This window comes from Streptomyces sp. NPDC107528, from assembly GCF_055639295.1.
Map to the genome: position 1 here is coordinate 166,933 of NZ_JBVKAV010000006.1, position 25,299 is coordinate 192,231.

The 25,299-nt window shown below is 69.6% G+C and carries 21 protein-coding genes; 14 read left to right on the forward strand and 7 right to left on the reverse strand.

What is annotated here, in order from left to right:
• Window positions 1–15: 15 nt before the first annotated feature.
• The 6 genes from ACZ7L5_RS20565 (at window position 16) to ACZ7L5_RS20590 (ending at window position 6,735) form a co-directional block, all read left to right on the forward strand.
• Complete coding sequence (locus ACZ7L5_RS20565; protein ID WP_471518245.1) at window positions 16–1,227, forward strand: DUF4190 domain-containing protein; 1,212 nt, start codon at window positions 16–18, stop codon at window positions 1,225–1,227.
• 147 nt (window positions 1,228–1,374) lie between these two features.
• Window positions 1,375–2,127: a GntR family transcriptional regulator gene (locus tag ACZ7L5_RS20570; RefSeq protein WP_471518246.1), complete on the forward strand. Its 753-nt coding sequence runs from the start codon at window positions 1,375–1,377 to the stop codon at window positions 2,125–2,127.
• 390 nt (window positions 2,128–2,517) lie between these two features.
• A complete protein-coding gene (locus ACZ7L5_RS20575; protein ID WP_471518247.1) occupies window positions 2,518–2,709 on the forward strand; it encodes an SPOR domain-containing protein in 192 nt (63 codons plus the stop codon).
• A 31-nt stretch (window positions 2,710–2,740) separates the two neighbouring features.
• Window positions 2,741–3,160, forward strand: coding sequence for a (deoxy)nucleoside triphosphate pyrophosphohydrolase (locus ACZ7L5_RS20580; protein ID WP_391393552.1), 420 nt, complete (start codon window positions 2,741–2,743; stop codon window positions 3,158–3,160).
• A 173-nt stretch (window positions 3,161–3,333) separates the two neighbouring features.
• Window positions 3,334–3,765 carry an ATP-binding protein gene (locus tag ACZ7L5_RS20585; RefSeq protein WP_328879532.1) on the forward strand — a complete coding sequence of 144 codons (432 nt, stop codon included), beginning with the start codon at window positions 3,334–3,336 and terminating at the stop codon, window positions 3,763–3,765.
• Window positions 3,766–3,984: 219 nt separating this feature from the next.
• Window positions 3,985–6,735, forward strand: a complete 2,751-nt coding sequence (locus tag ACZ7L5_RS20590; protein ID WP_443052709.1) for a SpoIIE family protein phosphatase — start codon at window positions 3,985–3,987, stop codon at window positions 6,733–6,735.
• Window positions 6,736–6,767: 32 nt separating this feature from the next.
• Here the strand turns inward: ACZ7L5_RS20590 and ACZ7L5_RS20595 are convergent, their stop codons facing one another.
• The 5 genes from ACZ7L5_RS20595 to ACZ7L5_RS20615 all read right to left on the reverse strand — a co-directional run bounded on the left by ACZ7L5_RS20595 (window position 6,768) and on the right by ACZ7L5_RS20615 (window position 12,463).
• Window positions 6,768–8,459 carry a hypothetical protein gene (locus ACZ7L5_RS20595; protein WP_471518248.1) on the reverse strand — a complete coding sequence of 564 codons (1,692 nt, stop codon included), beginning with the start codon at window positions 8,457–8,459 and terminating at the stop codon, window positions 6,768–6,770.
• 102 nt (window positions 8,460–8,561) lie between these two features.
• Window positions 8,562–9,332 (reverse strand): succinate dehydrogenase/fumarate reductase iron-sulfur subunit, encoded by a 771-nt coding sequence (locus tag ACZ7L5_RS20600; RefSeq protein ID WP_471518249.1) that lies wholly within the window; start codon window positions 9,330–9,332, stop codon window positions 8,562–8,564.
• Window positions 9,329–11,296, reverse strand: a complete 1,968-nt coding sequence (locus tag ACZ7L5_RS20605; RefSeq protein WP_471518250.1) for a fumarate reductase/succinate dehydrogenase flavoprotein subunit — start codon at window positions 11,294–11,296, stop codon at window positions 9,329–9,331. Before ACZ7L5_RS20605 ends, ACZ7L5_RS20600 begins: the two co-directional genes overlap by 4 nt.
• Before the next feature lie 20 nt (window positions 11,297–11,316).
• Window positions 11,317–12,138: a hypothetical protein gene (locus tag ACZ7L5_RS20610; protein WP_363034829.1), complete on the reverse strand. Its 822-nt coding sequence runs from the start codon at window positions 12,136–12,138 to the stop codon at window positions 11,317–11,319.
• Between the two features lie 31 nt (window positions 12,139–12,169).
• Window positions 12,170–12,463 (reverse strand): hypothetical protein, encoded by a 294-nt coding sequence (locus ACZ7L5_RS20615; protein ID WP_328879526.1) that lies wholly within the window; start codon window positions 12,461–12,463, stop codon window positions 12,170–12,172.
• A gap of 373 nt (window positions 12,464–12,836) precedes the next feature.
• On the opposite strand from ACZ7L5_RS20615, the gene ACZ7L5_RS20620 reads away from it, so the two are divergent.
• From ACZ7L5_RS20620 to ACZ7L5_RS20650, 7 genes are all read left to right on the forward strand, one after another.
• Window positions 12,837–15,143, forward strand: a complete 2,307-nt coding sequence (locus ACZ7L5_RS20620) for an ABC transporter family substrate-binding protein (protein WP_471518251.1) — start codon at window positions 12,837–12,839, stop codon at window positions 15,141–15,143.
• A gap of 225 nt (window positions 15,144–15,368) precedes the next feature.
• A complete protein-coding gene (gene typA, locus ACZ7L5_RS20625) occupies window positions 15,369–17,276 on the forward strand; it encodes a translational GTPase TypA (protein WP_362380722.1) in 1,908 nt (635 codons plus the stop codon).
• Between the two features lie 436 nt (window positions 17,277–17,712).
• Window positions 17,713–18,747, forward strand: coding sequence for an ABC transporter permease (locus ACZ7L5_RS20630; protein WP_365060931.1), 1,035 nt, complete (start codon window positions 17,713–17,715; stop codon window positions 18,745–18,747).
• A gap of 64 nt (window positions 18,748–18,811) precedes the next feature.
• On the forward strand, window positions 18,812–20,620 hold the full coding sequence (locus ACZ7L5_RS20635) for an ABC transporter substrate-binding protein (RefSeq protein ID WP_471518252.1): 1,809 nt from the start codon (window positions 18,812–18,814) through the stop codon (window positions 20,618–20,620).
• 98 nt (window positions 20,621–20,718) lie between these two features.
• Complete coding sequence (locus ACZ7L5_RS20640) at window positions 20,719–21,699, forward strand: ABC transporter permease (RefSeq protein ID WP_471518253.1); 981 nt, start codon at window positions 20,719–20,721, stop codon at window positions 21,697–21,699.
• A 14-nt stretch (window positions 21,700–21,713) separates the two neighbouring features.
• Window positions 21,714–22,775 (forward strand): ABC transporter ATP-binding protein, encoded by a 1,062-nt coding sequence (locus ACZ7L5_RS20645; RefSeq protein ID WP_365060925.1) that lies wholly within the window; start codon window positions 21,714–21,716, stop codon window positions 22,773–22,775.
• Between the two features lie 36 nt (window positions 22,776–22,811).
• Window positions 22,812–23,930, forward strand: a complete 1,119-nt coding sequence (locus tag ACZ7L5_RS20650; RefSeq protein WP_471518254.1) for an ABC transporter ATP-binding protein — start codon at window positions 22,812–22,814, stop codon at window positions 23,928–23,930.
• A gap of 178 nt (window positions 23,931–24,108) precedes the next feature.
• Here ACZ7L5_RS20650 and ACZ7L5_RS20655 read toward each other — a convergent pair whose 3' ends face one another.
• Together ACZ7L5_RS20655 and ACZ7L5_RS20660 are read right to left on the reverse strand one after the other, a co-directional pair.
• Window positions 24,109–24,315: a hypothetical protein gene (locus ACZ7L5_RS20655; RefSeq protein WP_471518255.1), complete on the reverse strand. Its 207-nt coding sequence runs from the start codon at window positions 24,313–24,315 to the stop codon at window positions 24,109–24,111.
• The gene (locus tag ACZ7L5_RS20660; RefSeq protein WP_471518256.1) at window positions 24,312–24,848 is read right to left on the reverse strand and encodes a class I SAM-dependent methyltransferase; all 537 of its coding nucleotides are present in this window, start codon (window positions 24,846–24,848) and stop codon (window positions 24,312–24,314) included. Before ACZ7L5_RS20660 ends, ACZ7L5_RS20655 begins: the two co-directional genes overlap by 4 nt.
• A 50-nt stretch (window positions 24,849–24,898) precedes the next feature.
• On the opposite strand from ACZ7L5_RS20660, the gene ACZ7L5_RS20665 reads away from it, so the two are divergent.
• Window positions 24,899–25,288 carry a VOC family protein gene (locus tag ACZ7L5_RS20665; RefSeq protein WP_471518472.1) on the forward strand — a complete coding sequence of 130 codons (390 nt, stop codon included), beginning with the start codon at window positions 24,899–24,901 and terminating at the stop codon, window positions 25,286–25,288.
• Window positions 25,289–25,299 lie beyond the last annotated feature (11 nt).

Consider the following 25,299-nt stretch of genomic DNA (forward strand, 5'->3'; position numbering starts at 1 on the left):
AGGAGCACGGTACTCGTGTCCATACCTCCGCCTCCCGGACCCCACCAGCCACAGGAGTCCCCGGGGCAGCCCCAAGGGCCGTACGCGCAGGGCCAGTACCCGTTGCCGAACCCCTACGGCGCACCCGCCGCCCAGGGGCCGTACCCGCACCACCCCTACGGCCCGTACGGCCCCTACGGCCCCTCCGCGCCCGTCAACGGTGTGGCCATCGGCGCCCTCGTCCTCGGCATCCTCTGTTTCCTGCCGGCCGTGGGTCTGGCGCTGGGGCTCCTCGCGCTGGTGCAGATCAGGAAGAGGGGCGAGCGCGGCACGGGCATGGCGGTCGCCGGGTCCGTGCTGTCCACCGTCGGGATCGCGCTGTGGGCGCTGATGCTGTCGACGGGCGCCGCCTCCGACTTCTGGGACGGCTTCAAGGGCGCCGCGAGCGGCGAGGGCACCGCCTTCGCGCTCGCCACGGGCGACTGCTTCAACTCCTCGACCGGCACCCTGGAGGGCGAGACCTACGACGTCGACGAGGTGCCCTGCACCGATGAGCACGACGCCGAGGTCGTCGGCGTCGTGAAGGTGCCGGACGGTTCCTTTCCCGGCGACGACGAGCTCGCGGAGGTCGCGGACGACCAGTGCTACGAGCAGGCGGGCCGCTACGCCCTGGACGCCTGGGCCCTCCCGGACGGCGTGGACGTGTACTACCTCGTGCCGACCCGGCAGAGCTGGCGTTTCGGAGACCGCGCGATCACCTGCATGTTCGGCAGCACGGACGGCAAGCCCCTGGCCGAGTCGCTGCGTCGTGACTACATGACCCTCGACGGGTACCAGGTGAGGTTCCTGTCGGCGTCCAACCACATCGACAACGTCCTCTACGAGGAGCCCGAGGCCTACCCCGAGGACGACCTGAAGGCGAACCGGGCCTGGGCGAAGGACGTCCACCGCGTCCTCGGCGAGCAGACCGAGAATCTGCGCACACAGCCCTGGCCGGAGGACGCCAAGGGGGCCGTCACCGAGTTCCTCGCGGACATGGAGGACGCCCGCAAGGAGTGGGCCAAGGCGGCGGCCGCCGACGACGCGGACACGTTCTACACGCACTACGACAAGGCGTACGGCTACGTCGACGGCCCCACGACCGTCACCGCGCGCAAGGCTCTGGGCCTGGACACGACCGTGCCGACGTACGAGGACGACTCCGACAGTGGCGGCGAGGGCGGAAGTGAGGGCGGCCTCGATGTGTGAGAGCGCCCTATACGGAAAGAAAGTGCCTGGGTAAAGCCCTCCCCCGGCATAAGTCATCACATCGAGTGATTCTCTGGCCTTTGCTTGCACGGGACAACCCACGGTTGCCACGCTGTTGCTGTCTGTACAACCTGATGGGAGCGGCCAGTGACTTTCGGTGAGCAGCCGGCGTACCTGCGCGTCGCGGGTGATCTCCGCAAGAAGATCGTCGACGGTTCGCTGCCACCGCACACCCGGCTCCCGTCCCAGGCCAGGATCCGCGAGGAGTACGGCGTATCGGACACCGTCGCCCTGGAGGCGCGGAAGGTGCTGATGGCGGAGGGGCTGGTCGAGGGCCGCTCCGGTTCCGGGACGTACGTCCGTGAGCGTCCCGTGCCCCGCCGGATCTCCCGCTCCGGCTTCCGCCCGCCGGCCGGTGCCACGCCCTTCCGTCAGGAGCAGGCCGACGGCGAGACGCGCGGCACCTGGGAGTCCAACAGCGCGCAGGCCGAGGCCAGCGTCGCCGTCGCCGATCGCCTCGGCATCCGCCCCGGCGACCGCGTGATGTGCACGAGGTACCTCTTCCGGGACGCCGGCGAGGCGATGATGCTCTCCACTTCCTGGGAGCCGCTCGCCGTCACCGGCCGTACGCCCGTGATGCTGCCCGAGGAGGGCCCGCTCGGCGGCATGGGCGTCGTCGAGCGCATGGCGGCCATCGACGTCGTCGTGGACAACGTGACGGAGGAGGTGGGCGCCCGCCCCGGCCTCGCGGAGGAGCTGATGACGCTGGGCGGCGTCCCCGGTCATGTGGTCGTGGTCATCCAGCGCACCTACTACGCGTCCGGCCGTCCGGTGGAGACGGCGGACGTGGTCATTCCGGCGGACCGCTACCGAGTCGCCTATCACCTTCCGGTGAAGTAGCGCACATGTTCGTGAACTAGCGCACACCTCCACGGCAGTTGCCCCCGGCAAAGCCGCAACTCCCACCCCTTCACCGGCCGTTGCAATCTGGCCGTTTTCGCAGGTCGCCGCAGGCGTGCGCGCTATGCCCGCGACCGGATGCATCCATGTCTCCGCACGGCGCATTCGATGCCGTGCGCCCCCTGCGACTTGGCTGGTTGCGTACCTCTTTGTGAAAAGGCGTATTCGCTGCGTAAAGGTTAGGCGTAGGCTCGGGCATATGCGGATTGCGGTTTCCTTAGCGGGCGGGGTACGGCACAGGCCGCGAGCGAAGCGAGATGGAGGTCCCCCCGGCCGAAGGCTGGGGGAGGGACTCGGGCGGTCGTGGGCGGGAAGGAGCAGTGGAGCGCGATGAACGACAGCACGATCACTCTTCCTTGGCTCGTGGTTCGGCAGGACGACAACGGCAATCGCTACCGCGTGGGCCGGTACGCGACGCGGGCGGAAGCCCAGAAGATCGCGGACAGCCTCGACAGCCGGGGGCACAAACAGCTGTATTGGGTCGAGCGAATCGCTCAGAACGGGGCCAGCGGGGACCACTGACCTGCTTCCCCGCTCCCGTAGGCTCCGGCGCATGACGGAACGGATCGTGGTCGGCGCCGCGTTGTTGGAGGCGGGCCGTCTGCTCGCCGCGCGCCGCAGTGCGCCCGAGGAACTGGCCGGGCGCTGGGAGTTGCCCGGCGGCAAGGTCGAGCCCGGCGAGGCGCCCGAGGCGGCGCTCGTGCGCGAACTGCGGGAGGAACTCGGCGTGGCCGCCGAGGTGGTCGAGCGGGTGCCGGGGGCGTGGCCACTGAAACCCCCCTACGTCCTGCATGTGTGGACCGCCCGCCTGCTTCCCGGCTCCGGCGGCCCCGAGCCCCTTGAGGACCACGACGCACTGCGCTGGCTGGGCGCCGGGGAACTCTGGGACGTGGACTGGCTGGACCAGGACGTGCCTGCGGTCCGGGAGGTCGCGGGACGGCTGGGCGACGGGGCGCCCGAGCCGCGGGCCTGAGTCACCGGCCGAGCGGCCCACCTGAGGCCCCGGAAGGGACCTGACAGGCTGACAGGCCGGATGGCGACCGTCGTTGGGCGGCGTCGATAACTCCCCGAGGGTCTACCCGCTCGCACGGTACTGCCCTGTGAATATCGGGTATGTGCCAATCAAACCTATGAAACCGGACATGGGTGAGCTCGCTGGCCCGGGATGTGATCGGCGTGATCGACTCCGATGGCGACTGCGCCGAGTGGACCTTCCCCGCGGAGGCGGGTGCCGTCCGCGCGGCCCGCGCCGCCGTACGTGGCCGGCTGCGCCAGTGGGACCTGGACAGCCTCGCGGACGTCACTGCGCTGCTGGTCAGTGAGCTGGTCACCAACTCCCTGCGGCACGCCACCGGCCCCATCGGCCTACGTCTGGTACGTCCCGCCGGCCTCGACGGCGTCCTCAGGGTCGAGGTCTCCGACCCCCTTCCGGACCCGCCCCGCGAACGGGTCGCCGACCTCGAGGACGAGAGCGGCCGCGGACTTCAGCTCGTGGCGCACTCCGCGCGCCGATGGGGAACCCGGCCCGGACGGAACACGGGCAAGACGGTGTGGTTCGAGCTCGCGGTGCCGGACTGACCCCCCGGCTCCCTCGGGTACATGCACCCCTGCCCTCTCGAACGAATGGTTCAGGCCAGTGGCAGTTGTCGCGATGCGTGATTCGACTGCGTGTCCGCTGGTTAGAAGACTGGAAGTGTTTCCGCGGCCGGGACCGAAAACCATCGGGACCGTGCTGTGATCGTGAACACCGTGTTGTGCGGGGCCGTAGTGCTGGATACTGCGGGCAGCCGCCACCCGGTGACCGGTGCCGGGCGCGGTGAGCTGGAGGGGACGGTTCGCGTGAGCGAGATACCAGCGAGGGCCTCGGGGTCCGACGACCCGTCGGACGGCGCGAGGGCGAAGGCCGCGGGAGAGGGGACCCGAGACACACGGGCCTCCCACAAAACAGGTGTCTCCCGCGACACACAGGGCTCGCAAGCCTCGCAGGGCACACAGGCATCCCGCGACACGTTCGCCTCGGACGAGGCCCGCCCCGGTGACCCGGTCTGGCAGGCCAGCCCGCCCGGCTCGATCTACGACTACATCAAGGTCGCGTCCTTCTCCATCGGCCCCGACGGCCTGGTCGACCAGTGGAGCCTGCGCGCCGAGCAGCTCTTCGGCATACCGGCCGAGCGGGCCGTCGGCATGGATCCCATCGAGGCCTTCATCGACCCGGACCTGCGGGAGCAGGGCCAGCGCAAGATGGCCGAGATACTGGACGGACGGGAGTGGACCGGTGTGGTCCCGTTCCGGATGCCGCGGGACGCCGAGGAGCGGGCCGGTCTGGACGGTCTCGCCGAGGTGTACGTCATGCCGACGCGGACCGAGGACGGTGAGAAGGCCGCCGTCTGCATCGTCGTCGACGTCCGCACCCTCCGCCGGATGGAGACCGACCTCGCCGCCTCGCAGGCGATATTCGGTCAATCTCCGTTCGGCTTCCTGCTGATCGACCCCGACCTGCGGGTGCGCCGCGCCAACCAGCGGTTCGCCTCCCTGTTCGGCGGCACACCCGATGACCATCGCGGCAACGGCGTCCACGACTATCTGCCGCGCCCCGAGGCCGAACGCGTCTCGGCGACCCTGCGTCGCGTACTGGAGAGCGGCGACTCCATCACGGACATGCACGTCACCGGCTTTCTGCCCGGATCCGACGAGCGCCGCCACTGGTCCGTCAACCTCTACCGCGTGCGCAGCGGCAGCGGGCGCCCCATCGGCATCGCCTGGCTCGGAACCGACATCACCGCCCGCCGCGCCGCCGCCCGCGAGGCCGCCGCCGCCCGGCGGAATCTGGCCCTTCTGAACGAGGCCGGTGCCCGCATCGGCAACTCCCTCGACCTGGAGACCACCGCCCGCGAACTCCTCGACGTCGTGGTCCCCGGCTTCTGCGACCTGGCCACGGTCGACCTCTACCAGGGGCTGCTGGCCGGCGACGAAACCCCGCCCGGCCACGCCGACGGCAGCGCGGAGCTGCGCCGCGTCGCCTTCGCCAGCGCGGTCTCCGACGCGCCCTTCGTCGGTGGCGGCGCCCCCGTCGCGGTCGGCGCCGTACACCACTACCCCTTCAACTCGCCCTGCGCGGACGCCCTGCGCACCGCCCGGCCGCAGTACGTGCCCGGCGAGGAGGGCGGCCTCGTGCAGTCCACGCTCGCGGTGCCGATGGTCGCCCACGACACGGTCGTAGGACTGGCGCAGTTCGCCCGTACGAAGGGCAGCGAGCCGTTCGGCGACCGGGACCGCGATCTGGCGGTCGAGCTGGCCGCGCGAGCCGCGGTGTGCATCGACAACGCCCGCCTCTACCGGCGCGAGCACGAGCGGGCGCTGATACTGCAACGGTCCCTGCTCCCGCCGGGCGACCCGGTCGCCTCCGGCCTGGACATCGCGTGCCGCTACCTGCCGGGCAACTCCTCCTCCGACCGGCCCAGCGAGGTGGGCGGCGACTGGTTCGACGTCATCGAACTCCCCGGGCACCGCACGGCGTTGGTGGTGGGCGACGTGATGGGCCGCGGGCTGCGTGCCGCCGTCGCGATGGGCGAACTGCGCTCCGCCGTACGGACGCTGGCGTTGCTCGACCTCGAACCGGCCGAGGTGCTCTCGGCGCTGGACGAGATCGCACGCGGCCTCGGAGCCCCCGGCGGCGTCCAGCAGGCCACCCGCGCGGCGCGCCGCCCCCGGGAGGCGGACCTGTCCGAGGTGTACCTCGCGACCTGCGTCTACGCGGTCTACGACTCCGTCACGCGCCGCTGCACCTTCGCCAACGCCGGGCATCTGCCGCCGGTCCTCGTCGAACCGGGTGAGGACGCGCTGATGCTGGACGTGCCGCCGGGGATGCCGCTCGGTGTGGGCGGGGAGCCGTTCGAGGAGGTGGAGGTCGAGCTGCCGGAGGGCGCGCTGCTGGCGCTCTACACGGATGGACTGGTGGAGTCCCGCGACCACCCTCTGGACGAGGGCCTCCAGGCCTTCGTCGGCGCACTCACCGACCCCTCCAGCCCCCTGGAGGACGTCTGCGACCACGTCCTCAACACCCTCGACACCCACCACGGCGAGGACGACATCGCGTTGCTGATGGCACGTGTCCAGGGTCTGCCGGCCGACTCGGTCGGCGACTGGACCCTGCCACGCGAGCCGCGCAGCGTGGGCCGCGCCCGCGAGTACGCCCGCGGCCGGCTTCTGTCGTGGGACCTGGAACCCCTGGTCGACACGACGGAACTCCTGGTCAGCGAACTGGTCACCAACGCCCTGCGCTACGGCGAGGGCGAGATCCGACTCCGTCTCCTCCTCGACCGCACCCTGGTCTGCGAGGTCTGGGACTCCGGCCTGGTCCAACCCCGCCGCCGCCGCGCCCGCGACACCGACGAGGGCGGCCGAGGCCTCCAACTGGTCGGCCTCCTCAGCGCCGCCTGGGGCTCCCGCCGCACACCACGCGGCAAGACGGTGTGGTTCGAACTGCCCCTGCCGGACGGCGAGAACGGCCTCACGGACCCGGCGGAGGCGTTGCTGAGCCTGTTCTGACGGTGCGGGGCGAGGGGCCTGGCTGAGCGAGCTCACGCCCGGTCCGTGTCGCCCCGGCGCCCCCAGGTGCGTGGGCCGCCGAAGGCTGCGGGTGGGGCGGTGTCCGGGTCGCCGCCGAGGAGGACGCCGCCGAGGAGTGCGCCCGCGAGGCCGGTGATGTCGTCGGTGGGGCTTTCGACGGGGTTGCCGTGCAGGCGGATGTCCTGTTCGGCGAGGGCCTGGGCCTGTTGGGCCAGGGTGTCGGATGCCAGCAGGTCGGCCGGATCCGGCGGTGGTGTCCGATCGGCCCGGGCGGACAGCGGGGGAGTGAGGAGCCGCCGGGCCTCCGCGAGGCGGGTGCGGGCCTCGCTGCCCACCGCTGCCCGATGCGTCGCGACGACGTCGTCCGCGTCGGTGACGGCACTGCGGGCGCAGAGCAGGGCGGCGGCCGCGATCACCCCGGCCCGCCCCGCGGCGACGGGCACGACTCCCTGCACGATCCGGCGCAGCACGTCGAGGGGGTCGTACGGCCCGGAGGTCAGCTGTTCCCGTGCGAGGGCCAGGACGACGTCGGCATGGGCGACGCGGGCACGCAGCTCGCCGGGCGGGACGTCCGGGTACGGGTCCCGAATCCCCGTCAGCGACTCCCGCGCCCCGGCGATCTCCACCTCGCCGCCGGTCAGCGCGGCCGGGACCGTCGCCGCGGCCGTGGCGAGGTTCGCGGCGAGCCGTTCCACGCCGTCGATGAAGACGCCGGCCTGGGCGATGGCGCCCTCGGCGGCCCGCAGCCGGCCCGCGGCCCGATCGTTGCCGCCCGAGTCGACGGCCTGGCGGGCCTGGTTGAGGCGCGTGGTCGCGAACACCAACCGGTCCTTGGCCTGCTCGACATGCCCCGCGACGGCGTCCGTGGCGGACGGGGCGTACCGCGCCGCCAGCTCGCGCAGGGTCGCGTCCGCGTCCCCGGTACGCCCGGTCAGTTCCCGGAACCGGCCCTCGGCGACGACCAGGGCATACCCCAGCCCCCCGCCCAGGCCCTCCTCCAACCCCCGTTCCTGATCGAACGCGGCGGCCTGCGCGTCCAGCAACCGCCCCGCCTCCTCACACCGCCCGACGATCCCCGCGAGCGCATGCCGCCGAGCCGCGGCCTCCTCCGGAACCTCGTTCTCGTACTGCCACCGCATCCGGAACGCGACCGCCAGCTCGGCCTCGGCCTCCCCAAGCGCCCGAGCGAAGGGCGCGCCCCGGCCGGTCCCGTCGGCGTCCTCGACGCGCCCGGCGTGCGCGACATCCTCCAGCTCGCGGCGCCCCTCGACGAACCCCAGCTCCTCCCAGCCGACCCGCACCCAGTCGTCGGCCGCCACGAGCAGCGCCCGAGCCCGCTCGTCGAGCTCCCCGACCGGCTGCTCGGTCTCGCCCCGACCCGCCGTCCCACCGGGTGTCGTCCGCTCCCGCGACCGTCGCCTGCGCCGCAGGAACCCGTATCCCGCGAGCGCCGTCGCGGCGACGACGGCCAGCATCGGCACCACCAGATCCGTGGCCGACGTCCCCTCGTCCTCCCCTTGAGCCACCGCACCGGCGACCGGCCGGTCCGCCCCGCCCGCAACCGGACCGCCCGCACCGACCGTCATCCCGGGCAGCACCAGCCACACCACCCCGACCAGCCCGCCCACCAGCGCATGCGCGACCCGCACCGATATGTGCGAACCACCGCGCCGCGCCCGGCCCCGGATCGAAGATGACGTCACATTTCGGAGCGTATGAGCAGGAATGCAGGGGCGCGACCGGGGTGCGTCAGGGGTGGGGTGGAGTGACGTGCGAGTTTCCCGGCGGAGCCGAGGGCGGGCACCCTACGAGGACCGCCTCCCGATCTTCGACCCCAGCCACACCAACGGGTCGAACTTGCGGTCGACGGCCCGTTCCTTCAGCGGGATCAGCGCGTTGTCCGTGATCTTGATGCCCTCGGGGCAGACCTCCGTGCAGCACTTGGTGATGTTGCAGTAGCCGAGGCCGTGCTCGTCCTGGGCCGTCGCCTTGCGGTCCAGTCCCGTCTCCGCGGCCGCGTCGAGCGGGTGCATGTCGAGTTCCGCGACCCGCATCAGGAAGCGCGGCCCCGCGAACGCCGGCTTGTTCTCCTCGTGGTCGCGGACGACATGGCAGGTGTCCTGGCACAGGAAGCACTCGATGCACTTGCGGAACTCCTGCGAGCGGTCCACGTCCTCCTGCATCATCCGGTACTCACCGGGGCCCACACCCTCCGGCGGCACGAACGCCGGAACCTCGCGCGCCTTGGTGTAGTTGAAACCGACGTCCGTGACGAGGTCCCGCACCACCGGGAACGCCCGCAGCGGTGTCACCGTGATGGTCTCCTCCCGGGTGAACACCGACATCCGCGTCATGCACAACAGACGCGGTCGCCCGTTGATCTCCGCGGAACACGAACCGCACTTGCCGGCCTTGCAGTTCCAGCGGACGGCGAGATCGGGGGCCTGGGTGGCCTGGAGGCGGTGGATGATGTCCAGGACCACCTCGCCGTCGTTCACCTCGATCTCGAAGTCCTCCAGGCCGCCGCCCTGCACATCGCCGCGCCACACCTTGAAGCGGGCCTCGTAGCTGCTCACTGGTAGAGCTCCTCCTCGGCGAGGTACTTGACCAGCTCCTCCTTGTCGAAGAGAGCCAGCAGGTCCGGGCGGACGGGGTCGGTGGTCTCACGCAGCAGGTTGATCTGGCCGCGCTCCGGGTCCGTGGCCGCCAAGCCGCCCGTCGGGTCGGCCAGTTGGCACAGCAGGTTGACGTTGCGCCACTTGCGGTCCATCGCGGGGTGGTCCTCGCGGGTGTGCCCGCCGCGCGACTCCGTGCGCTCCAGCGCCGCCCGCGCCACGCACTCGCTGACCAGCAGCATGTTGCGCAGGTCCAGCGCGAGGTGCCAGCCGGGATTGAACTGGCGGTGGCCCTCGACGCCGGCCCGGCGGGCCCGTACGCGCAGCTCGGCCAGCTTCTCCAGCGCCTGCTCCATCTCGGCCTCGCGGCGGATGATGCCGACGAGGTCGTTCATGGTCTGCTGGAGTTCCTGGTGGAGGGTGTACGGGTTCTCCGGCGGGCGCCCGTCGTCCACACCCCCGGCCGGACCCTCCGCCGAGAACGGACGCAGCGCCTCCGCGGCCGCCGTGTCGACCTGGAGGTCGCTGACCTCAGGGCGTTCGAAGGCCTGCGCCGCCGCGTACTCGGCGGCGTGCCAGCCGGCCCGGCGGCCGAACACCAGCAGGTCGGACAGCGAGTTGCCGCCGAGGCGGTTCGAGCCATGCATACCGCCGGCCACCTCACCCGCCGCGAACAGCCCCGGCACCCCGCGCGCCGCCGCCGTCTCCGACTCGACCGCGATACCGCCCATGACGTAGTGGCAGGTCGGCCCGACCTCCATCGCCTCCGCCGTGATGTCCACGTCCGCCAGTTCCTTGAACTGGTGGTACATGGAGGGAAGGCGACGCCGGATGACCTCCGCCGGCATCCGGGTGGACACGTCCAGGAAGACGCCGCCGTGCGGGGAGCCCCGCCCCGCCTTCACCTCGGAGTTGATCGCCCGCGCGACCTCGTCGCGAGGGAGCAGCTCAGGAGGCCGCCGGTTGTTGTCCGGGTCCTCGTACCAGCGGTCGCCCTCCTCCTCCGACTGGGCGTACTTCTCCTTGAAGACGTCGGGGATGTAGTCGAACATGAACCGCTTGCCCTCGGAGTTGCGCAGCACCCCTCCGTCGCCGCGCACCGACTCCGTGACCAGGATGCCCTTCACCGACGGCGGCCAGACCATGCCCGTCGGGTGGAACTGCACGAACTCCATGTTGAGCAGCGGCGCGCCCGCGAGCAGCGCCAGCGCGTGGCCGTCGCCCGTGTACTCCCACGAGTTCGACGTCACCTTGAAGGACTTGCCGATCCCGCCCGTCGCGATGACGACGGCGGGGGCGTCCAGGACGAAGAACCGGCCCGTCTCGCGGTCGTAGGCGAAGACCCCGGAGACCCGGCTGCCCGCGGCGGAGCCGCTATCGGACTCAGTCTTCAGGATCCTCGTGACCGTGCACTCCTGGTAGACCTTGAGCCGGGACTCGTAGTCCCCGGTCTCCTTCTCGTCCTGCTGCTGAAGCGCGACGATCTTCTGCTGGAGCGTGCGGATCAGTTCCAGCCCGGTGCGGTCGCCGACGTGCGCGAGGCGCGGGTACTCGTGGCCGCCGAAGTTGCGCTGGGAGATACGGCCGTCCTTCGTACGGTCGAAGAGCGCCCCCCAGGTCTCCAGCTCCCACACCCGCTCCGGCGCCTCCTGCGCGTGCAGCTCGGCCATCCGCCACTGGTTGAGGAACTTGCCGCCGCGCATGGTGTCGCGGAAGTGCACCTGCCAGTTGTCGTGCTCGTTGGCGTTGGCCATGGCCGCCGCGATGCCGCCCTCGGCCATCACGGTGTGCGCCTTGCCGAACAGCGACTTGCAGATCACGGCGGTACGGGCGCCTCGCTCACGTGCCTCGATCGCCGCACGCAGGCCCGCACCCCCGGCGCCGACCACGACGACGTCCCACTCCTGCCGTTCGACCACGGACATCTGTTCAGTCCCCACTCAATCTAGAAGAAGCGCGGATCGTCGAAGACCCCGGACGCGACGAGATAGACGTAGAAGTCGGCGAGCGCCACGCTCACCAGCGACGCCCACGCCAGCTGCATGTGGCGGGCGTTGAGCTTCCCGATCCACTGCCACATGCGGTAGCGCACGGGGTGTTTGGAGAAGTGCTTGAGCTTGCCGCCGACGATGTGCCGGCAGGAGTGACAGGACAGGGTGTACGCCCAGATCAGCGCGATGTTGGCGAGGAAGACGAGGGTGCCGAGGCCCATGTGGCCCCACTCGTAGTTCTCGTCGCGGAAGGCGAGCACCGTGTCGTACGTCAGGATCCCGGCGACCAGGAGCGCGGCGTAGAAGAAGTACCGGTGGATGTTCTGCAGGATCAGCGGGAAGCGCGTCTCACCGGAGTACTTCTTGTGCGGCTCCGCCACCGCGCAGGCCGGGGGCGACATCCAGAAGCCGCGGTAGTAGGCCTTGCGGTAGTAGTAGCAGGTCAGGCGGAAGCCGAGCGGGAAGATCAGGATGATGATCGCGGGGGAGATGCCCCACCAGCTCCCGAACAGGTCCCAGTTCGGCCCGGCGCGCATGGGCTCGCAGTTCTCCGCCAGACAGGGCGAGTAGAACGGGGAGACGTACGGCGCCGCGTAGTAGTCCGCGTTCGCGAAGGCCCGCCAGGTCGAGTACACGATGAACGCCAGCAGACCGGCCGCGGTGGCGGCCGGAGCCAGCCACCAGCGGTCGGTCCGCAGGTGCGGGGCGGTGATCGCGGCGCGCGTCGGGGTTCGTACGCCGCCGCTGTTCAGATGGGGTTCCGTACCAGTGGCCAATGCATGACTCCGGTCGGGTCAGGGGGTGGGATCAGGGGGCACGGCGGTCCCGGGCGCCGAGACCCTCGTCATCCGTGTCGATCCACAGAGAGTCGTCGTACGGCGTGTCGGGGATGGTGACGAGCTCCGGTTTGCGCTGGGTGGTGGTGGGCGTCGCGGCCGCGTCCCGCAGCAGCGCGACGCTCTCGCGCAGGTGGTTGGCGTCGGCGCGGACGCGACGCATCTCCAGCCCGCCGGTGCCCAGCTGCTTCTCCAGCCTGCCCACGGACCGGGACAGGTCGTCGAGGCAGCGCTGGACCGCTGTCAGTTCGTCTTGCACGGACATGACGTGACCTCACTTCCGTGGGCCCTTCGGCCCTGGGTGGTGACGTTCATGCGCCTGCGAGTGTTGCGCGTCACACCTATCGCTGTGAAGGGATGTGCAGCGATTGGCGGATTGCGCGCCTCCATTGCACGCCCGCATGCGCTCTGTGTACGCCGGAGAGCCGAAAAGGGACGAGGAGCGTGATTGCGCCGTACGGGAGTGCATTGCTCCGCACGGGTGGCCTTGCGCGCCCTCGCCGCCGTGTCGTCTCCGCCTGGCGAACCCTTTCCTCTTCAGTGGGTGCCTTAGATCTGATCAGCTCCAAAATACCGCCAAACGTGATCAGAACGTACGCAATGTCACCGGCGGGAGCAGCTCCCCGGAGGTACCTCAGATGTCCCACGACGGCTTCGGACCCAGGCCTGGCCGCACCGCGGTCATGCGCTCGGTGGCCTTCCTGACCGCGGGCGTGCTCGCCGTGCCCGCGCTCGCCGGCTGCAGCGACCCGGACCCGGCCGGCAAGCCGCTGGCCGGGCAGGACATCGCCCCGGCCGGCCGGGACCGGATCGCCGACGGCGGCACACTGCGGTGGGCCGTGGACGCCGTACCGGAGACGCTGAACACCTTCCAGTCCGACGCCGACGCCACCACGACCCGGATCGCGCAGGCCACCCTGCCGTCGATGTTCCGGCTCGACCAGAACGGGCGGCCGGAGCGCAATCCGGACTATCTGGAATCCGCCAAGGTCGTCGAGACCGAGCCCAAGCAGGTCGTCCTGTACAAGCTCAACCAGCAGGCCGTCTGGAGCGACGGCCGGGAGATCGGCGCCGCCGACTTCGCCGCCCAGTGGCGGGCCCTGTCCGGCAAGGACAGCGCCTACTGGACCGCCCGCAACGCCGGCTACGACCGCATCGAGAGGATCGAGCGCGGCGCCAACGACCTGGAGGTGCGGGTCACCTTCGAGCGGCCGTACGCGGACTGGCAGTCGCTGTTCTCGCCGCTGTACCCGAAGGAGGTCATGGGCACGCCGGACTCGTTCAACGACGGGGCGCGGCGCAAGCTCAAGGTCACCGCGGGGCCGTTCACGGTGAAGAAGATCGACCGCAAGGGCGACGAGGTCGCGCTCACCCGCAATCCCCGCTGGTGGGGTGAGCGCGCCAAGCTGAACGAGATCGTGCTGCGTGCCGTGCCGCGCGACCAGCGGGCCGCCGCGCTGGCCGCGGGACAGCTGGACCTGGCCGAGATCGACACCGCCGCGGCCCGGCGCATCGCGCTCGCCGCGCCTCCGCGGTCCGCGACCGCCAGTGCCTCCGCCAGTGCTTCCGGTACGCCGCTGATGGGCCCGGAGCCGGGCGCCAGGCTGACCCTCGAGCAGCGACGGGACCAGGCGAAGTTCCGGGGCTTCGAGGTACGCAAGTCCCTGGAGCCGGCGTACACCCAACTCGCCCTCAACGGCGGCGACAGCCTGCTCGCCGACGAGCGGGTGCGGCGGGCCGTGGCGCGCGCGATCGACCGCGAGGAACTGGCGAAGCTGGTCCTGGCCCCGCTCGGCCTGCCCACCGAGCCGGTCGGCAGCCACCTCGCCCTGTCCGGCCAGGCCGCGTACGCCGACAACAGCGGGGCGGTCGGAGGCCAGGACACGGCGGAGGCACAGGCGCTGCTCGCGGACGCGGGGTGGGTGCCGGGCGGGCCGGTCAAGGAGAAGAAGAAGGGGGAGGCGGACGGCGCCGCGGGGAGTGAGGGGAAGAAGGGCGACAAGGAAGAGAAGGGCGACAAGGGAGCGAAGGGCGAGAAGGGCGAGAAGGGCGACAAGGGGGCGGACTCCGGGGACAAGTCCAAGTCCAAGTCCGACTCCGGGGAGAAGCCCAAGGCCAAGTCCGACTCCGGCGACGAGTCCAAGTCCAAGTCCGATGCGGAGTCCGAGGACGAGGGGACCTACATCGTCGGCGGGGACAACAAGGCCGGCGAGGACGAGGGGCACACCGCGAAGAGCAGCGGCGATGAAGGCTCGCGGCATCTCGCCCAGGACGGCAAGCAGTACGGCAACAAGCAGCTGCAACAGGGCGGTGCGCCCGGCGCGTACGCCCCACGCGGCACCGCCGCACCGGCCGGCGCGGCGGCCCGGCCGCTTGCCAAGGACGGCGAGCCGCTGGCCTTGCGGTTCGTGGTGCCGTCGGGCGAGGGGTCGCAGACGCTGCGTACGGTGGCGGACCGGATCGGGGTGATGCTGGAGCGGGTCGGTATCCGCACCGACATCGTCAAGGTCTCGGACGAGAGCTACTTCAAGGACCACATCGCGTCCGGCCAGTTCGATCTCGCCCTCTACTCCTGGCCCGCCTCCGCGTACCCGGCGACCGACGCCCGGCCGATCTACGCCAAGCCGGTGCCGGCCGCCGACGGATCGCTGAACGTCGAGCAGAACTACACGCGGGTCGGGACCGACCAGGTCGACCAGCTCTTCGACCAGGCGATCGCCACGCTCGACGAGTCCGAGGCGCGGGCGCTGATCCGGAAGGCCGACTCACGGATCTGGGCCGCGGCCGGGTCGCTGCCGCTGTTCCAGCGGCCTCAGCTCACGGCGGCGCGGACGAGTGTCGTCAACGTGGGTGCCTTCGGCTTCGGGACGCCGGTGTACGAGGACATGGGCTTCCTGAAGAAGGGCGCGCACCCGGGGCCGAGCGGGTCCGCCGACCGAGGCTGAACGGGCCTCGTCCTCAAGCGCCGGTCGGGCTGGGTGCCCGGGCCGGCGTTTGGCGTTTCAGCGGGGTCCAAACAGCCTCCCACCTGCACAGACGTATCCCGGCGAGCCCCAGCGGCAGCGGCCACGTACCATGGGGTGAGGCCGTGGCGTGTCAAGCCCGGCAGGGCCCGCGTAACACAGACATACGCGAGAGCCGTCCTCACCACTCCGGGAGTACGCCGCAATATGGCCACGCGCCACGACATCCGCAACGTCGCCATCGTCGCCCACGTCGACCACGGCAAGACCACCATCGTCGACGGCATGCTGAAGCAGGCCGGCGCCTTCGCCGCGCACCAGCTCGAAGGCGTCGACGACCGCATGATGGACTCGAACGACCTGGAGCGTGAGAAGGGCATCACGATCCTGGCCAAGAACACGGCGGTGAAGTACCACCCGAAGGACGGGGGGGACGTCATCACCATCAACATCATCGACACCCCCGGTCACGCCGACTTCGGCGGCGAGGTCGAGCGCGGGCTTTCCATGGTCGACGGTGTCGTCCTGCTCGTCGACGCCTCCGAGGGCCCGCTGCCGCAGACCCGCTTCGTGCTGCGCAAGGCGCTGCAGCAGCGCCTGCCCGTCATCCTGTGCATCAACAAGACGGACCGCCCGGACTCCCGGATCGACGAGGTCGTCAACGAGACCTACGACCTCTTCCTCGACCTGGACGCCGACGAGGAGCAGATCGAGTTCCCGATCGTCTACGCCTGCGGGCGTGACGGCATCGCCTCGCTGACCAAGCCGGAGAACGGCACGGTCCCGGCCGACTCGACCAGCCTGGAGCCGTTCTTCTCCACGATCCTGCAGCACATCCCGGCGCCGACCTACGACGAGGAGGCCCCGCTCCAGGCGCACGTCACCAACCTGGACGCGGACAACTTCCTCGGCCGTATCGCGCTGGTCCGTGTCGAGCAGGGCGAGCTGCGCAAGGGCCAGACGGTGGCCTGGATCAAGCGCGACGGCTCCATCAGCAACGTCCGCATCAGCGAGCTGATGATGACCGAGGCGCTGACCCGCAAGCCCGCCGAGAAGGCCGGCCCCGGTGACATCTGTGCCGTCGCCGGTATCCCGGACATCATGATCGGTGAGACCCTCGCCGACACCGAGAACCCGATCCCGCTGCCGCTGATCACGGTCGACGAGCCCGCGATCTCCATGACCATCGGCACGAACACCTCGCCGCTGGTCGGCCGCGGCGGCACCGGCAAGGGTGCCGACAACAAGGCGGCCGTCAAGGACCGCAAGGTCACCGCCCGCCAGGTCAAGGACCGCCTCGACCGCGAGCTGATCGGTAACGTCTCGCTTCGCGTCATCGACACCGAGCGCCCGGACGCCTGGGAGGTGCAGGGGCGTGGTGAACTGGCGCTGGCCATCCTGGTCGAGCAGATGCGCCGCGAGGGCTTCGAGCTGACCATCGGCAAGCCGCAGGTCGTGACCAAGGACGTCGACGGCAAGGTCTACGAGCCCGTCGAGCGTATGACGATCGACGTCCCCGAGGAGCACATGGGCGCGGTCACGCAGCTCATGGGCGTCCGCAAGGGCCGTATGGACAACATGTCCAACCACGGCTCGGGCTGGGTGCGCATGGAGTTCGTCGTTCCGTCGCGTGGCCTCATCGGTTTCCGGACCGAGTTTCTGACCCAGACCCGCGGCACCGGCATCGGCCACTCCATCCACGAGGGCTTCGAGCCCTGGTTCGGCACCCTGCAGACCCGTAACAACGGATCGCTGGTCGCCGACCGCTCCGGTGCCGTCACCGCGTTCGCGATGACCAACCTGCAGGAGCGCGGCGTGCTGTTCACGGACCCGGGTACCGAGGTGTACGAGGGCATGATCGTCGGCGAGAACTCGCGCTCCGACGACATGGACGTGAACATCACCAAGGAGAAGAAGCTCACGAACATGCGGTCCTCCTCGGCCGACTCGTTCGAGGCGATCGTGCCGCCCCGCAAGCTCTCCCTGGAGCAGTCCCTGGAGTTCTGCCGCGACGACGAGTGCGTCGAGGTGACGCCGGAGGCGGTCCGTATCCGCAAGGTGAACCTGGACGCCCGCGAGCGCGCCCGCGCCGCGAGCCGCGCCAAGCACGGCTGAGTATCGGACGCTTGAGCCCCGGCTCCCCCGTCATGGGGGAGCCGGGGCTTTTTGCAAGCCGTTTTCCGGTGGCCGAAAACCGGGCTCCTGTCCGAAATGCGGAGATCCTCGCCCGATACCCATGTAACACGTCCGTTTCGCGACGTTCTTTGACCCAACGCTTTGTCCGGATTTTGGAAGGTCTACACGTCAGCTGTGACTGAATTGAGATTTAAAGACAGTGGTCGGTAGTTGGCTCATGGCAGATAGTTAGCCGCAGCGCTCGGGTCAACGGGTCTCGCACTGTGGGGACGGTGCGAACTCACGAGCAACAGGGGGTTGCCTGCTCCTCCGTCAGGGGTGTCGGTGGAAGAGGCGCATACCTCCTACGCGCGTCCGGCTGCGGTGTTCCGCACGCCTCGCTTTGGCATACCCATACCAGCGAAACGGGCGAAACGTGACAAGTGGTATCGGCATTGAGGGTGGCGGGACCTCGGTCATCGCGGACGGCGCACCACAGCCGGACGTGAAGGCAGAGGACGAGGAGCTAGTCGGGCGTTCTCCCGGTCAGCTGATGTGGATCCGCTTCAAGCGGGACCGCACCGGAGTGATCTCGGCGTACGTCGTCATCTTCTTCTTCCTGATCGGCCTGCTCGCCCCGGTGATCTCCTGGCTGTACGGCAAGGACCCGTACACCGTGTACGCCGACGAGCGCCCCGAGCTGTTCGACAGCGCGGGTGTGCCGGTGCAGCCCAACGGCGGGATCAGCGGCGAGTTCTGGTTCGGCCTCGAACCCGGCAACGGGTACGACGTCTTCACCAAGTTGCTCTACGGCATCCGGACTTCGCTCGGGATCTCGGTCGCGGTCACGATCGCGACCGTGCTCACCGGCATCCTCCTCGGTATCACGGCCGGCTACCTCGGCGGCAGGACGGACTACTGGATCAGCCGGGTCATCGACTTCCTGCTGGCCTTCCCCTCGCAGCTGTTCTTCATCGCCAGCATGCCGGTCGTGGTCTCACTGTTCGTCAGCCCGCGCGACGAGACCCCGGTCTACGTCCGGGTGGTCTCCCTCATCCTCGTGATGTGGTTCCTCGGCTGGATGAGCCTCGGACGGATCCTCAGAGGCACCACACTCGCCCTGCGAGAACGGGAGTTCATCGAAGCGGCCAAGGTCAGCGGGGCCCCACCGTGGCGGATCATCCGCAAGGAGATCCTGCCGAACGTGGTCACGCCGATCCTCGTGCAGGGCACGTACATGCTCCCCAACTTCGTGACCGCCGAGGCCGGTCTGTCCTTCCTCGGCGTGGGCATCGTCGAACCGACGCCGGACTGGGGGCAGATGTTCTCCAAGGCGTCCACCGAGCTCGTGATGCAGAACGACATCACCTACATGTTCTTCCCCGGCATCTCGATGATCATCTTCATCGTGGCGTTCAACCTGCTCGGGGACTCGGTCAGGGACGCCTTCGACCCCAAGACGGCGCGCTGAACCACTGGTTGGCACTTGGCACTTCCTAAGCACTGGTGACACACAGATGGGTGGAAACTGAGTGATGAGTAGGGGCGGACGCCACGTATACACGGCAATCTCGGTGCTCGCGGCCGGCGCACTCGTGCTGACCGGGTGCAGCGAGGGCGGCAGCAAGGGCAGTGGCAACGACAAGGAACAGAAGGAGAACGCCGAGCGGCAGCAGGCGGCGATCGAGTTCGGGGACGCCGAGGCGTCCAAGGGCCCCGCCGCCGAGATCCCCGGCGCCAAGCCCGGCGGCACCATCTCGGTGCTGGCACGCGACAGTTACGCTCACCTCGACCCCGGACAGGTCTACGTCCAGGACGAGATGGCGGTCTCCCAGCTGCTGCACAGAGGCTTGACCGGCTACAAGGCGACCAGCAACGACGGCAGCAAGCACGAGGTCGTCGGCGACCTCGCCACCGACTCCGGTACCACTACGGACGGCGGCAAGACCTGGAAGTTCACGCTCAAGGACGGCATCAAGTTCGAGGACGGCTCCGCGATCACCTCCGCGGACGTCCGGCACACCTTCGAGCGGCAGTTCGCGTCCTTCATCAACCAGGGCCCGCCGTACATCCAGCAGTGGCTGGCCGACACACCGGGTGCCGACTACCGCAAGCTGCTGCCCGACGGCCCGTTCAAGGGCAAGCACCTGCCCGACACTGTGCTGGAGACGCCGGACGACAAATCGGTCGTCTTCAAGTTCAAGAACCCGCACCCCGACCTGCCGTACGCCCTGGCCATGACGGGTTACGCCATTGTGTCCGAGAAGGGCGACACCAAGGAGAAGTACGACAAGGACCCGGTGGTGACCGGGCCGTACAAGATCCAGGAGTTCAAGTCCGGCAAGTCGATGGTGCTCGTCAAGAACGAGAACTGGGACGCGGCCACGGACCCGCTGCGCCACCAGTACGTCGACCGGTTCAACATCACGTTCAACCAGCAGTACGAGGACTCCACCAAGGCGCTCCTCGCCGACAGCGGCAGTGACCGGACGGGCGTCAGCTTCAGCAACCAGGTCGACGCGGGCAACCTGACCAAGGTCCTGAACGACCCGAAGATGAAGTCCCGCACGGTCTCCGGCTTCCAGCCCTACGTCGGCCAGATGAACATCAACCTGGCCCACCCGGAGATGAAGGACATCAAGGTCCGCCAGGCCATCGCCTACGCCCTCCCGGTCACGCCGTTCGTGCGGGCCTATGGCGGCACCGACGCGATGGAGGTCGCGGGCGGCATCATCAGCCCGACCGTCACCGGCTACGACCCCGGCTTCGACCCGTGGGGCAAGAAGAAGAAGCCCGCCGGTGACCCGGCCAAGGCCAAGGCGCTCCTGGAGGAGGCCGGCAAGACCGGTCTGAAGCTGACCTTCGGCTACATCAACACGCCCGAGGGCCAGCAGTACTCCACCGCCATGGCGGCGGGCCTGGAGAAGGCCGGCTTCGACGTCCAGCGCCAGGAGATCCCGGCCGAGACGTACTACGACCAGGTCAGCAAGCTGGACAACAACTACGACATCTTCCACACCGCGTGGGGTGCCGACTGGCCGTCCGCCTCGACCGTGATCCCGCCGCTGTACGACGGACGCGCGATCGCCGAGGGGGCCCAGAACTACTCGCAGGTCAACGACTCCAAGGCCAACAGCGAGATCGACCGGATCAACAAGATCACCGACCCGGCCGAGGCTTCGGAGGAGTGGGGCAAGCTCAACGAGTACCTGGTGAAGGAAGTCGTCAACGTCGTCCCGACCGCGTACTACAAGCAGACCCAGATCGCCGGATCCAAGGTCGGCGGCCTCGTCTACGACGACATCATCGCCGGCGTCGACCCGCGCCGCCTGTACGTCAAGTAACCCCGCCCGCCAGGCACCCGGTGCGCCCGCTCCGCCAGGGGCGCGCCGGGTGCCGCCGGAGAGGCCCTGTGCCCGCCGACGTCTGAGAGCTGCCTGCCATGCTGCGCTTCCTGGTCCGCCGGTCCCTCGGCGCCGTCGTCATCCTCTTCCTGCTGAGCATCGTCGCGTTCCTGCTGTTCTTCGGGATGCCGCGCGACCCGGCGCTCCTGATGTGCGGCAAGACGTGCACCCCGGCCAACCTGGAGAACCTGCACCGGGTGCTCGGCCTCGACAAGCCGATCCCCGAGCAGTACTGGATCTTCCTGACCAACCTGGTCTCGGGCAGCGACGACTTCGCCCAAGGCCCTTGCCCCGCCCCCTGCTTCGGCTACTCGTACCACTCCAACGAGCAGGTGTGGGGCACCCTGATGGACCGGCTGCCCACCACCGTCTCGCTCACCCTCGGCGGGGCCGTCTGCTTCCTGATCGTCGGGCTCGGCACCGGCCTGATCGCCGCGTGGAAGCGCGGCACGCTCATCGACAAGACCTTCACGGCCGGCGCGATGGTGATCAGCTCGATGCAGATCTACTTCCTCGGCCCGCTGGCCCTGGCGATCCTCGTCTATCAGACCCAGGTCTTCGACAAGCCCGCCTACAACGAGTTCACCCAGAACCCAGCCGCCTGGTTCACGGGCCTGATCATCCCCTGGGTCGTCCTCTCCACGATCTTCGCCTCGCAGTACACCCGTATGGCCCGCTCGTCGATGATCGAGCAACTCCAGGAGGAACACGTCCGCACCGCCCGGGCCAAGGGCATGTCACGGCGGTACGTCTTCTTCCGCTACGCCTGGCGCGGCTCGCTGATCCCCATCGTCACCATTTTCGGCATCGACCTCGGCTCGCTGCTCGGCGGTGCCATCATCACGGAGTACACCTTCGGTCTTCCGGGGCTCGGCCGGCTGGCGGTGGAGTCGGTGTTCTTCAGCGATCTGCCGCTGCTGCTGGGCGTGATGCTGTTCTCCGCCACCATGATCCTGCTCTGCAACATCGTCGTCGACGCGACGTACGCCTTCATCGACCCGCGCGTGCGGTTGTCCTAGGTAGGAGCACTGACGTGACCACTCTGACCAAGGAGGCCGGCGCCCCGGTCCCGGCCGACGCGGACGCGTTCCTGTCGGTGCGGGACCTGCACGTCAGCTTCAAGACCGAGGACGGCGTCGTACGGGCCGTGGACGGGCTCTCCTTCGACCTGGAGCGCGGCAGCACGCTGGGGATCGTCGGCGAGTCCGGCTCGGGCAAGTCGGTGACGAACCTGACCATCCTCGGCCTGCACAACCCCATGTTCACCACCGTCGAGGGCGAGATCCTCCTGGAGGGCCGGGAGCTGACCACGGCCCGGGAGTCCGAGCTGGAGAAGCTGCGCGGCAACAAGGTCGCCATGATCTTCCAGGACCCGCTCACCGCGCTGTCGCCGTACTACACGGTGGGCCGGCAGATCGCCGAGCCGTACATGAAGCACATGCGCGTCTCGAAGAAGGTCGCCTGGGAGCGGGCGGTGGAGATGCTGGGCAAGGTCGGCATCCCCAACCCGAAGCAGCGGGCGAAGGACTATCCGCACCAGTTCTCCGGCGGTATGCGCCAGCGCGCGATGATCGCGATGTCGCTGGTCTGCGACCCGGACCTGCTGATCGCCGACGAGCCGACCACCGCCCTGGACGTCACGGTCCAGGCGCAGATCCTGGATCTGCTGAAGGACCTGCAGCGGGAGTTCGGTTCGGCGATCATCTTCATCACCCACGACCTCGGGGTGATCGCCGACATGGCCGACGACATCATGGTGATGTACGCGGGCCGCGCGGCGGAGCGCGGCACGGTCAACGAGGTACTGAGGGCGCCGCAACACCCTTACACCTGGGGCCTGCTGAACTCGATGCCGCGCCTGGACTCGGACCCGCACACCCCGCTGGCCCCGATCCCCGGTACTCCGCCGTCCCTGCTGCGCCCGCCCTCCGGCTGTCGCTTCCACCCCCGCTGTACCTTCCAGGACCGGGTCGGCGGCACGCGCTGTGTCACCGAGGTCCCGTTGCTGGGCCCGGACCGCTCCTCGGCCTGCCACTTGACGGCGGACCAGAAGCGGACCATTTTCACCGAAGAGATCAAGCCCCGACTGCACTAGCGCCCCGATCAGCCCCGTCTGAGGAGGACTACGGCTATGACAGAGGACCTCGTCCTCCCCGCACCCCGCGGGGCCGCCACCGACGCGTCCGGCGAACCGCTGCTGGAAGTGGAAGGGCTCGTGAAGCACTTCCCGGTCAAGGGCGGCTTCCCAATCCGGCGGACCGTCGGCCAGGTGCAGGCCGTCGACGGCATCGACCTGACGGTGCATGTCGGGGAGAGCTTCGGGCTGGTGGGGGAGTCGGGCTGCGGCAAGTCGACGACCGGACGCCTGATCACCAAGCTCATGGAGCCGACCAGCGGCAAGATCTCGTACCGGGGCAAGGACATCACCCGGGCCACGCGCAGGCAGCTGATGCCGATCCGCTCCGAGATCCAGATGATCTTCCAGGACCCGTACTCCTCGCTGAACCCGCGCCAGACGGTCGGCAAGATCATCTCCGGTCCGATGGAGATCAACGGGATCGAGCCGGACGGCGGAAGGGAGAAACGGGTCAGGGAGCTGCTGGAGATCGTCGGTCTGAACCCCGAGCACTACAACCGCTTCCCGCACGAGTTCTCCGGCGGTCAGCGCCAGCGCATCGGCGTGGCACGGGCGTTGGCCCTCGAACCGAAGCTGATCGTGGCCGACGAGCCGGTCTCGGCGCTGGACGTCTCGATCCAGGCGCAGGTCGTGAACCTGCTGCAGAAGGTCCAGCAGGAGCTGGGCATCGCGTTCCTGTTCATCGCCCACGACCTGGCCGTCGTACGGCACTTCTCGCAGCGCGTGGCGGTCATGTACCTCGGCAAGGTCATCGAGGTCGGCGACCGCGACTCCATCTACACCCGGCCCCGGCACCCCTACACCCACGCCCTGCTGTCCGCGGTGCCCGAGGTGAGTGTGGCCGACGAGGAGGCTCCGGCGCGTGAGCGGATCCGTCTGGCCGGCGACGTGCCGTCTCCGATCTCCCCGCCCTCCGGCTGCCGGTTCCGCACCCGCTGCTGGAAGGCACAGGACAAGTGCGCGGCCGAGGAGCCCCCGCTGATCCGGATCGAGGGCAACCACGACGGCCACCTGACGGCCTGCCACTTCCCGGAGGAGCCGACGATCGAGGCACGGGACGAGGACATCGTGCTGGATCCGGCGCTGGCGGCGCTGGAGCAGTCGGACGACTAGGCGCTGGTTGTCAGTGGCCGACGGTACGTTGGGCGCATGTCGATAGCTGTTGGCCTCACCCTCGATGTCTCCGGTCTGCGTGAGGGCGCGTCGGCGGGGCAGGTCTCCGCGTGGAGCGAGTACCCCATGCTCCCGCCGCACAGGTCGGTCTCCGGTGGAGTTTCGAGGACGAGGACCTCTAGGAGGTCCGCCGGGCCACGGTGATGATCTCCGGTGCGGCTGCTGTGACCGGCGTCCGCGCCCAGTCGCCGTACTGGTCGGCGACGGTGAGGCCGGCCTCGTGGAGGAAGGCGGACAGGGCGTCGGGGGCAAGGAAGCGGAGGGTGGTGCGGCTGACCGCGGGGGCCGGCCAGGTGTCGCAGGCGTACGTCTCCGTGAAGGTCACCAGTTCTCCGACGACGGGCCCTTCGACGTCGTGCCACACGCGGACGGCGGCCCCGTCGGCGCCGGTGACCGTGCGGGCCCGTTCCGGCGTCCACGTCTCCCAGGCCCGCGCGGCTGGATTCCGCGTCTCGAACACGAACCGCCCGCCGGGCGCAGGGCGCGGTGCACGGCGCGCAGTGAGGTGCGCAACTCCTCGTCACGGGCGAGCACTTGGAACGCATGCCCGGTCATCACGACCAGATCGAACTCCGCGCACCAGTCCCGCGTCCGCAGATCCCCGAGCGCCCATTCGACGTCGGTGCCGTGCCGGCGCGCCTCCACGAGCATGGCGGCCGCCGGATCGAGCCCTACGAGCCGCCCACGGTGACCGCCGGCCCGGGCATGCCGGAGCAACCGGCCCGTACCGCAGCCGACATCGAGCACCGCGCCGGCGGCACTCACGAGCCCGAGGTAGAAGTCGTCACCCGGTCCCCAGGGGTTCAGGGTGTCGTACAACGCGGCGAGCGCAGGATCCGCGAACGACCGATCGACCACGCGCGGAAGTCTGCCACAACGAACTCGAACACGGAGGAAGGGTGCGGGAGTTGCTGCATCACGTGGAGCTGTGGGTGCCGGATCTGCGGCGCGCCGTCACGTCGTGGGGGTGGCTGCTGGAACGCCTGGGCTACGAACCCCACCAGGACTGGCCGGCGGGGCGCAGTTGGCGTGCGGGGGAGACGTACCTCGTGGTCGAGGAGTCACCGGCGCTGCGGGGCACCCGGCACGACCGGCTGCGGCCCGGCCTGAATCACCTGGCCTTCCATGCCCCGTGCAGCCGGGCGGGCCTCGATGCACTGGTCGAGGAGGCGCCGCGGCACGACTGGAGTCTGCTCTTCCCGGATCGGCATCCCTATGCGGGCGGGCCCGAGCACTACGCCGCCTACCTGGAGAACGGCGACGGCTTCGAGGTGGAGTTGGTAGCGCGCGAGCCCTGACCCCCGAACCC

Coding starts and splice junctions, on each gene's coding strand:
- ACZ7L5_RS20620 (WP_471518251.1), top strand. CDS start 12,837: ATGTCCCACGACGGCTTCGGACCCAGGCCTGGCCGCACCGCGGTCATG.
- ACZ7L5_RS20635 (WP_471518252.1), top strand. CDS start 18,812: ATGAGTAGGGGCGGACGCCACGTATACACGGCAATCTCGGTGCTCGCG.
- ACZ7L5_RS20615 (WP_328879526.1), bottom strand. CDS start 12,463: ATGTCCGTGCAAGACGAACTGACAGCGGTCCAGCGCTGCCTCGACGAC.
- ACZ7L5_RS20640 (WP_471518253.1), top strand. CDS start 20,719: ATGCTGCGCTTCCTGGTCCGCCGGTCCCTCGGCGCCGTCGTCATCCTC.
- ACZ7L5_RS20650 (WP_471518254.1), top strand. CDS start 22,812: ATGACAGAGGACCTCGTCCTCCCCGCACCCCGCGGGGCCGCCACCGAC.
- ACZ7L5_RS20605 (WP_471518250.1), bottom strand. CDS start 11,296: ATGTCCGTGGTCGAACGGCAGGAGTGGGACGTCGTCGTGGTCGGCGCC.
- typA (WP_362380722.1), top strand. CDS start 15,369: ATGGCCACGCGCCACGACATCCGCAACGTCGCCATCGTCGCCCACGTC.
- ACZ7L5_RS20580 (WP_391393552.1), top strand. CDS start 2,741: ATGACGGAACGGATCGTGGTCGGCGCCGCGTTGTTGGAGGCGGGCCGT.
- ACZ7L5_RS20575 (WP_471518247.1), top strand. CDS start 2,518: ATGAACGACAGCACGATCACTCTTCCTTGGCTCGTGGTTCGGCAGGAC.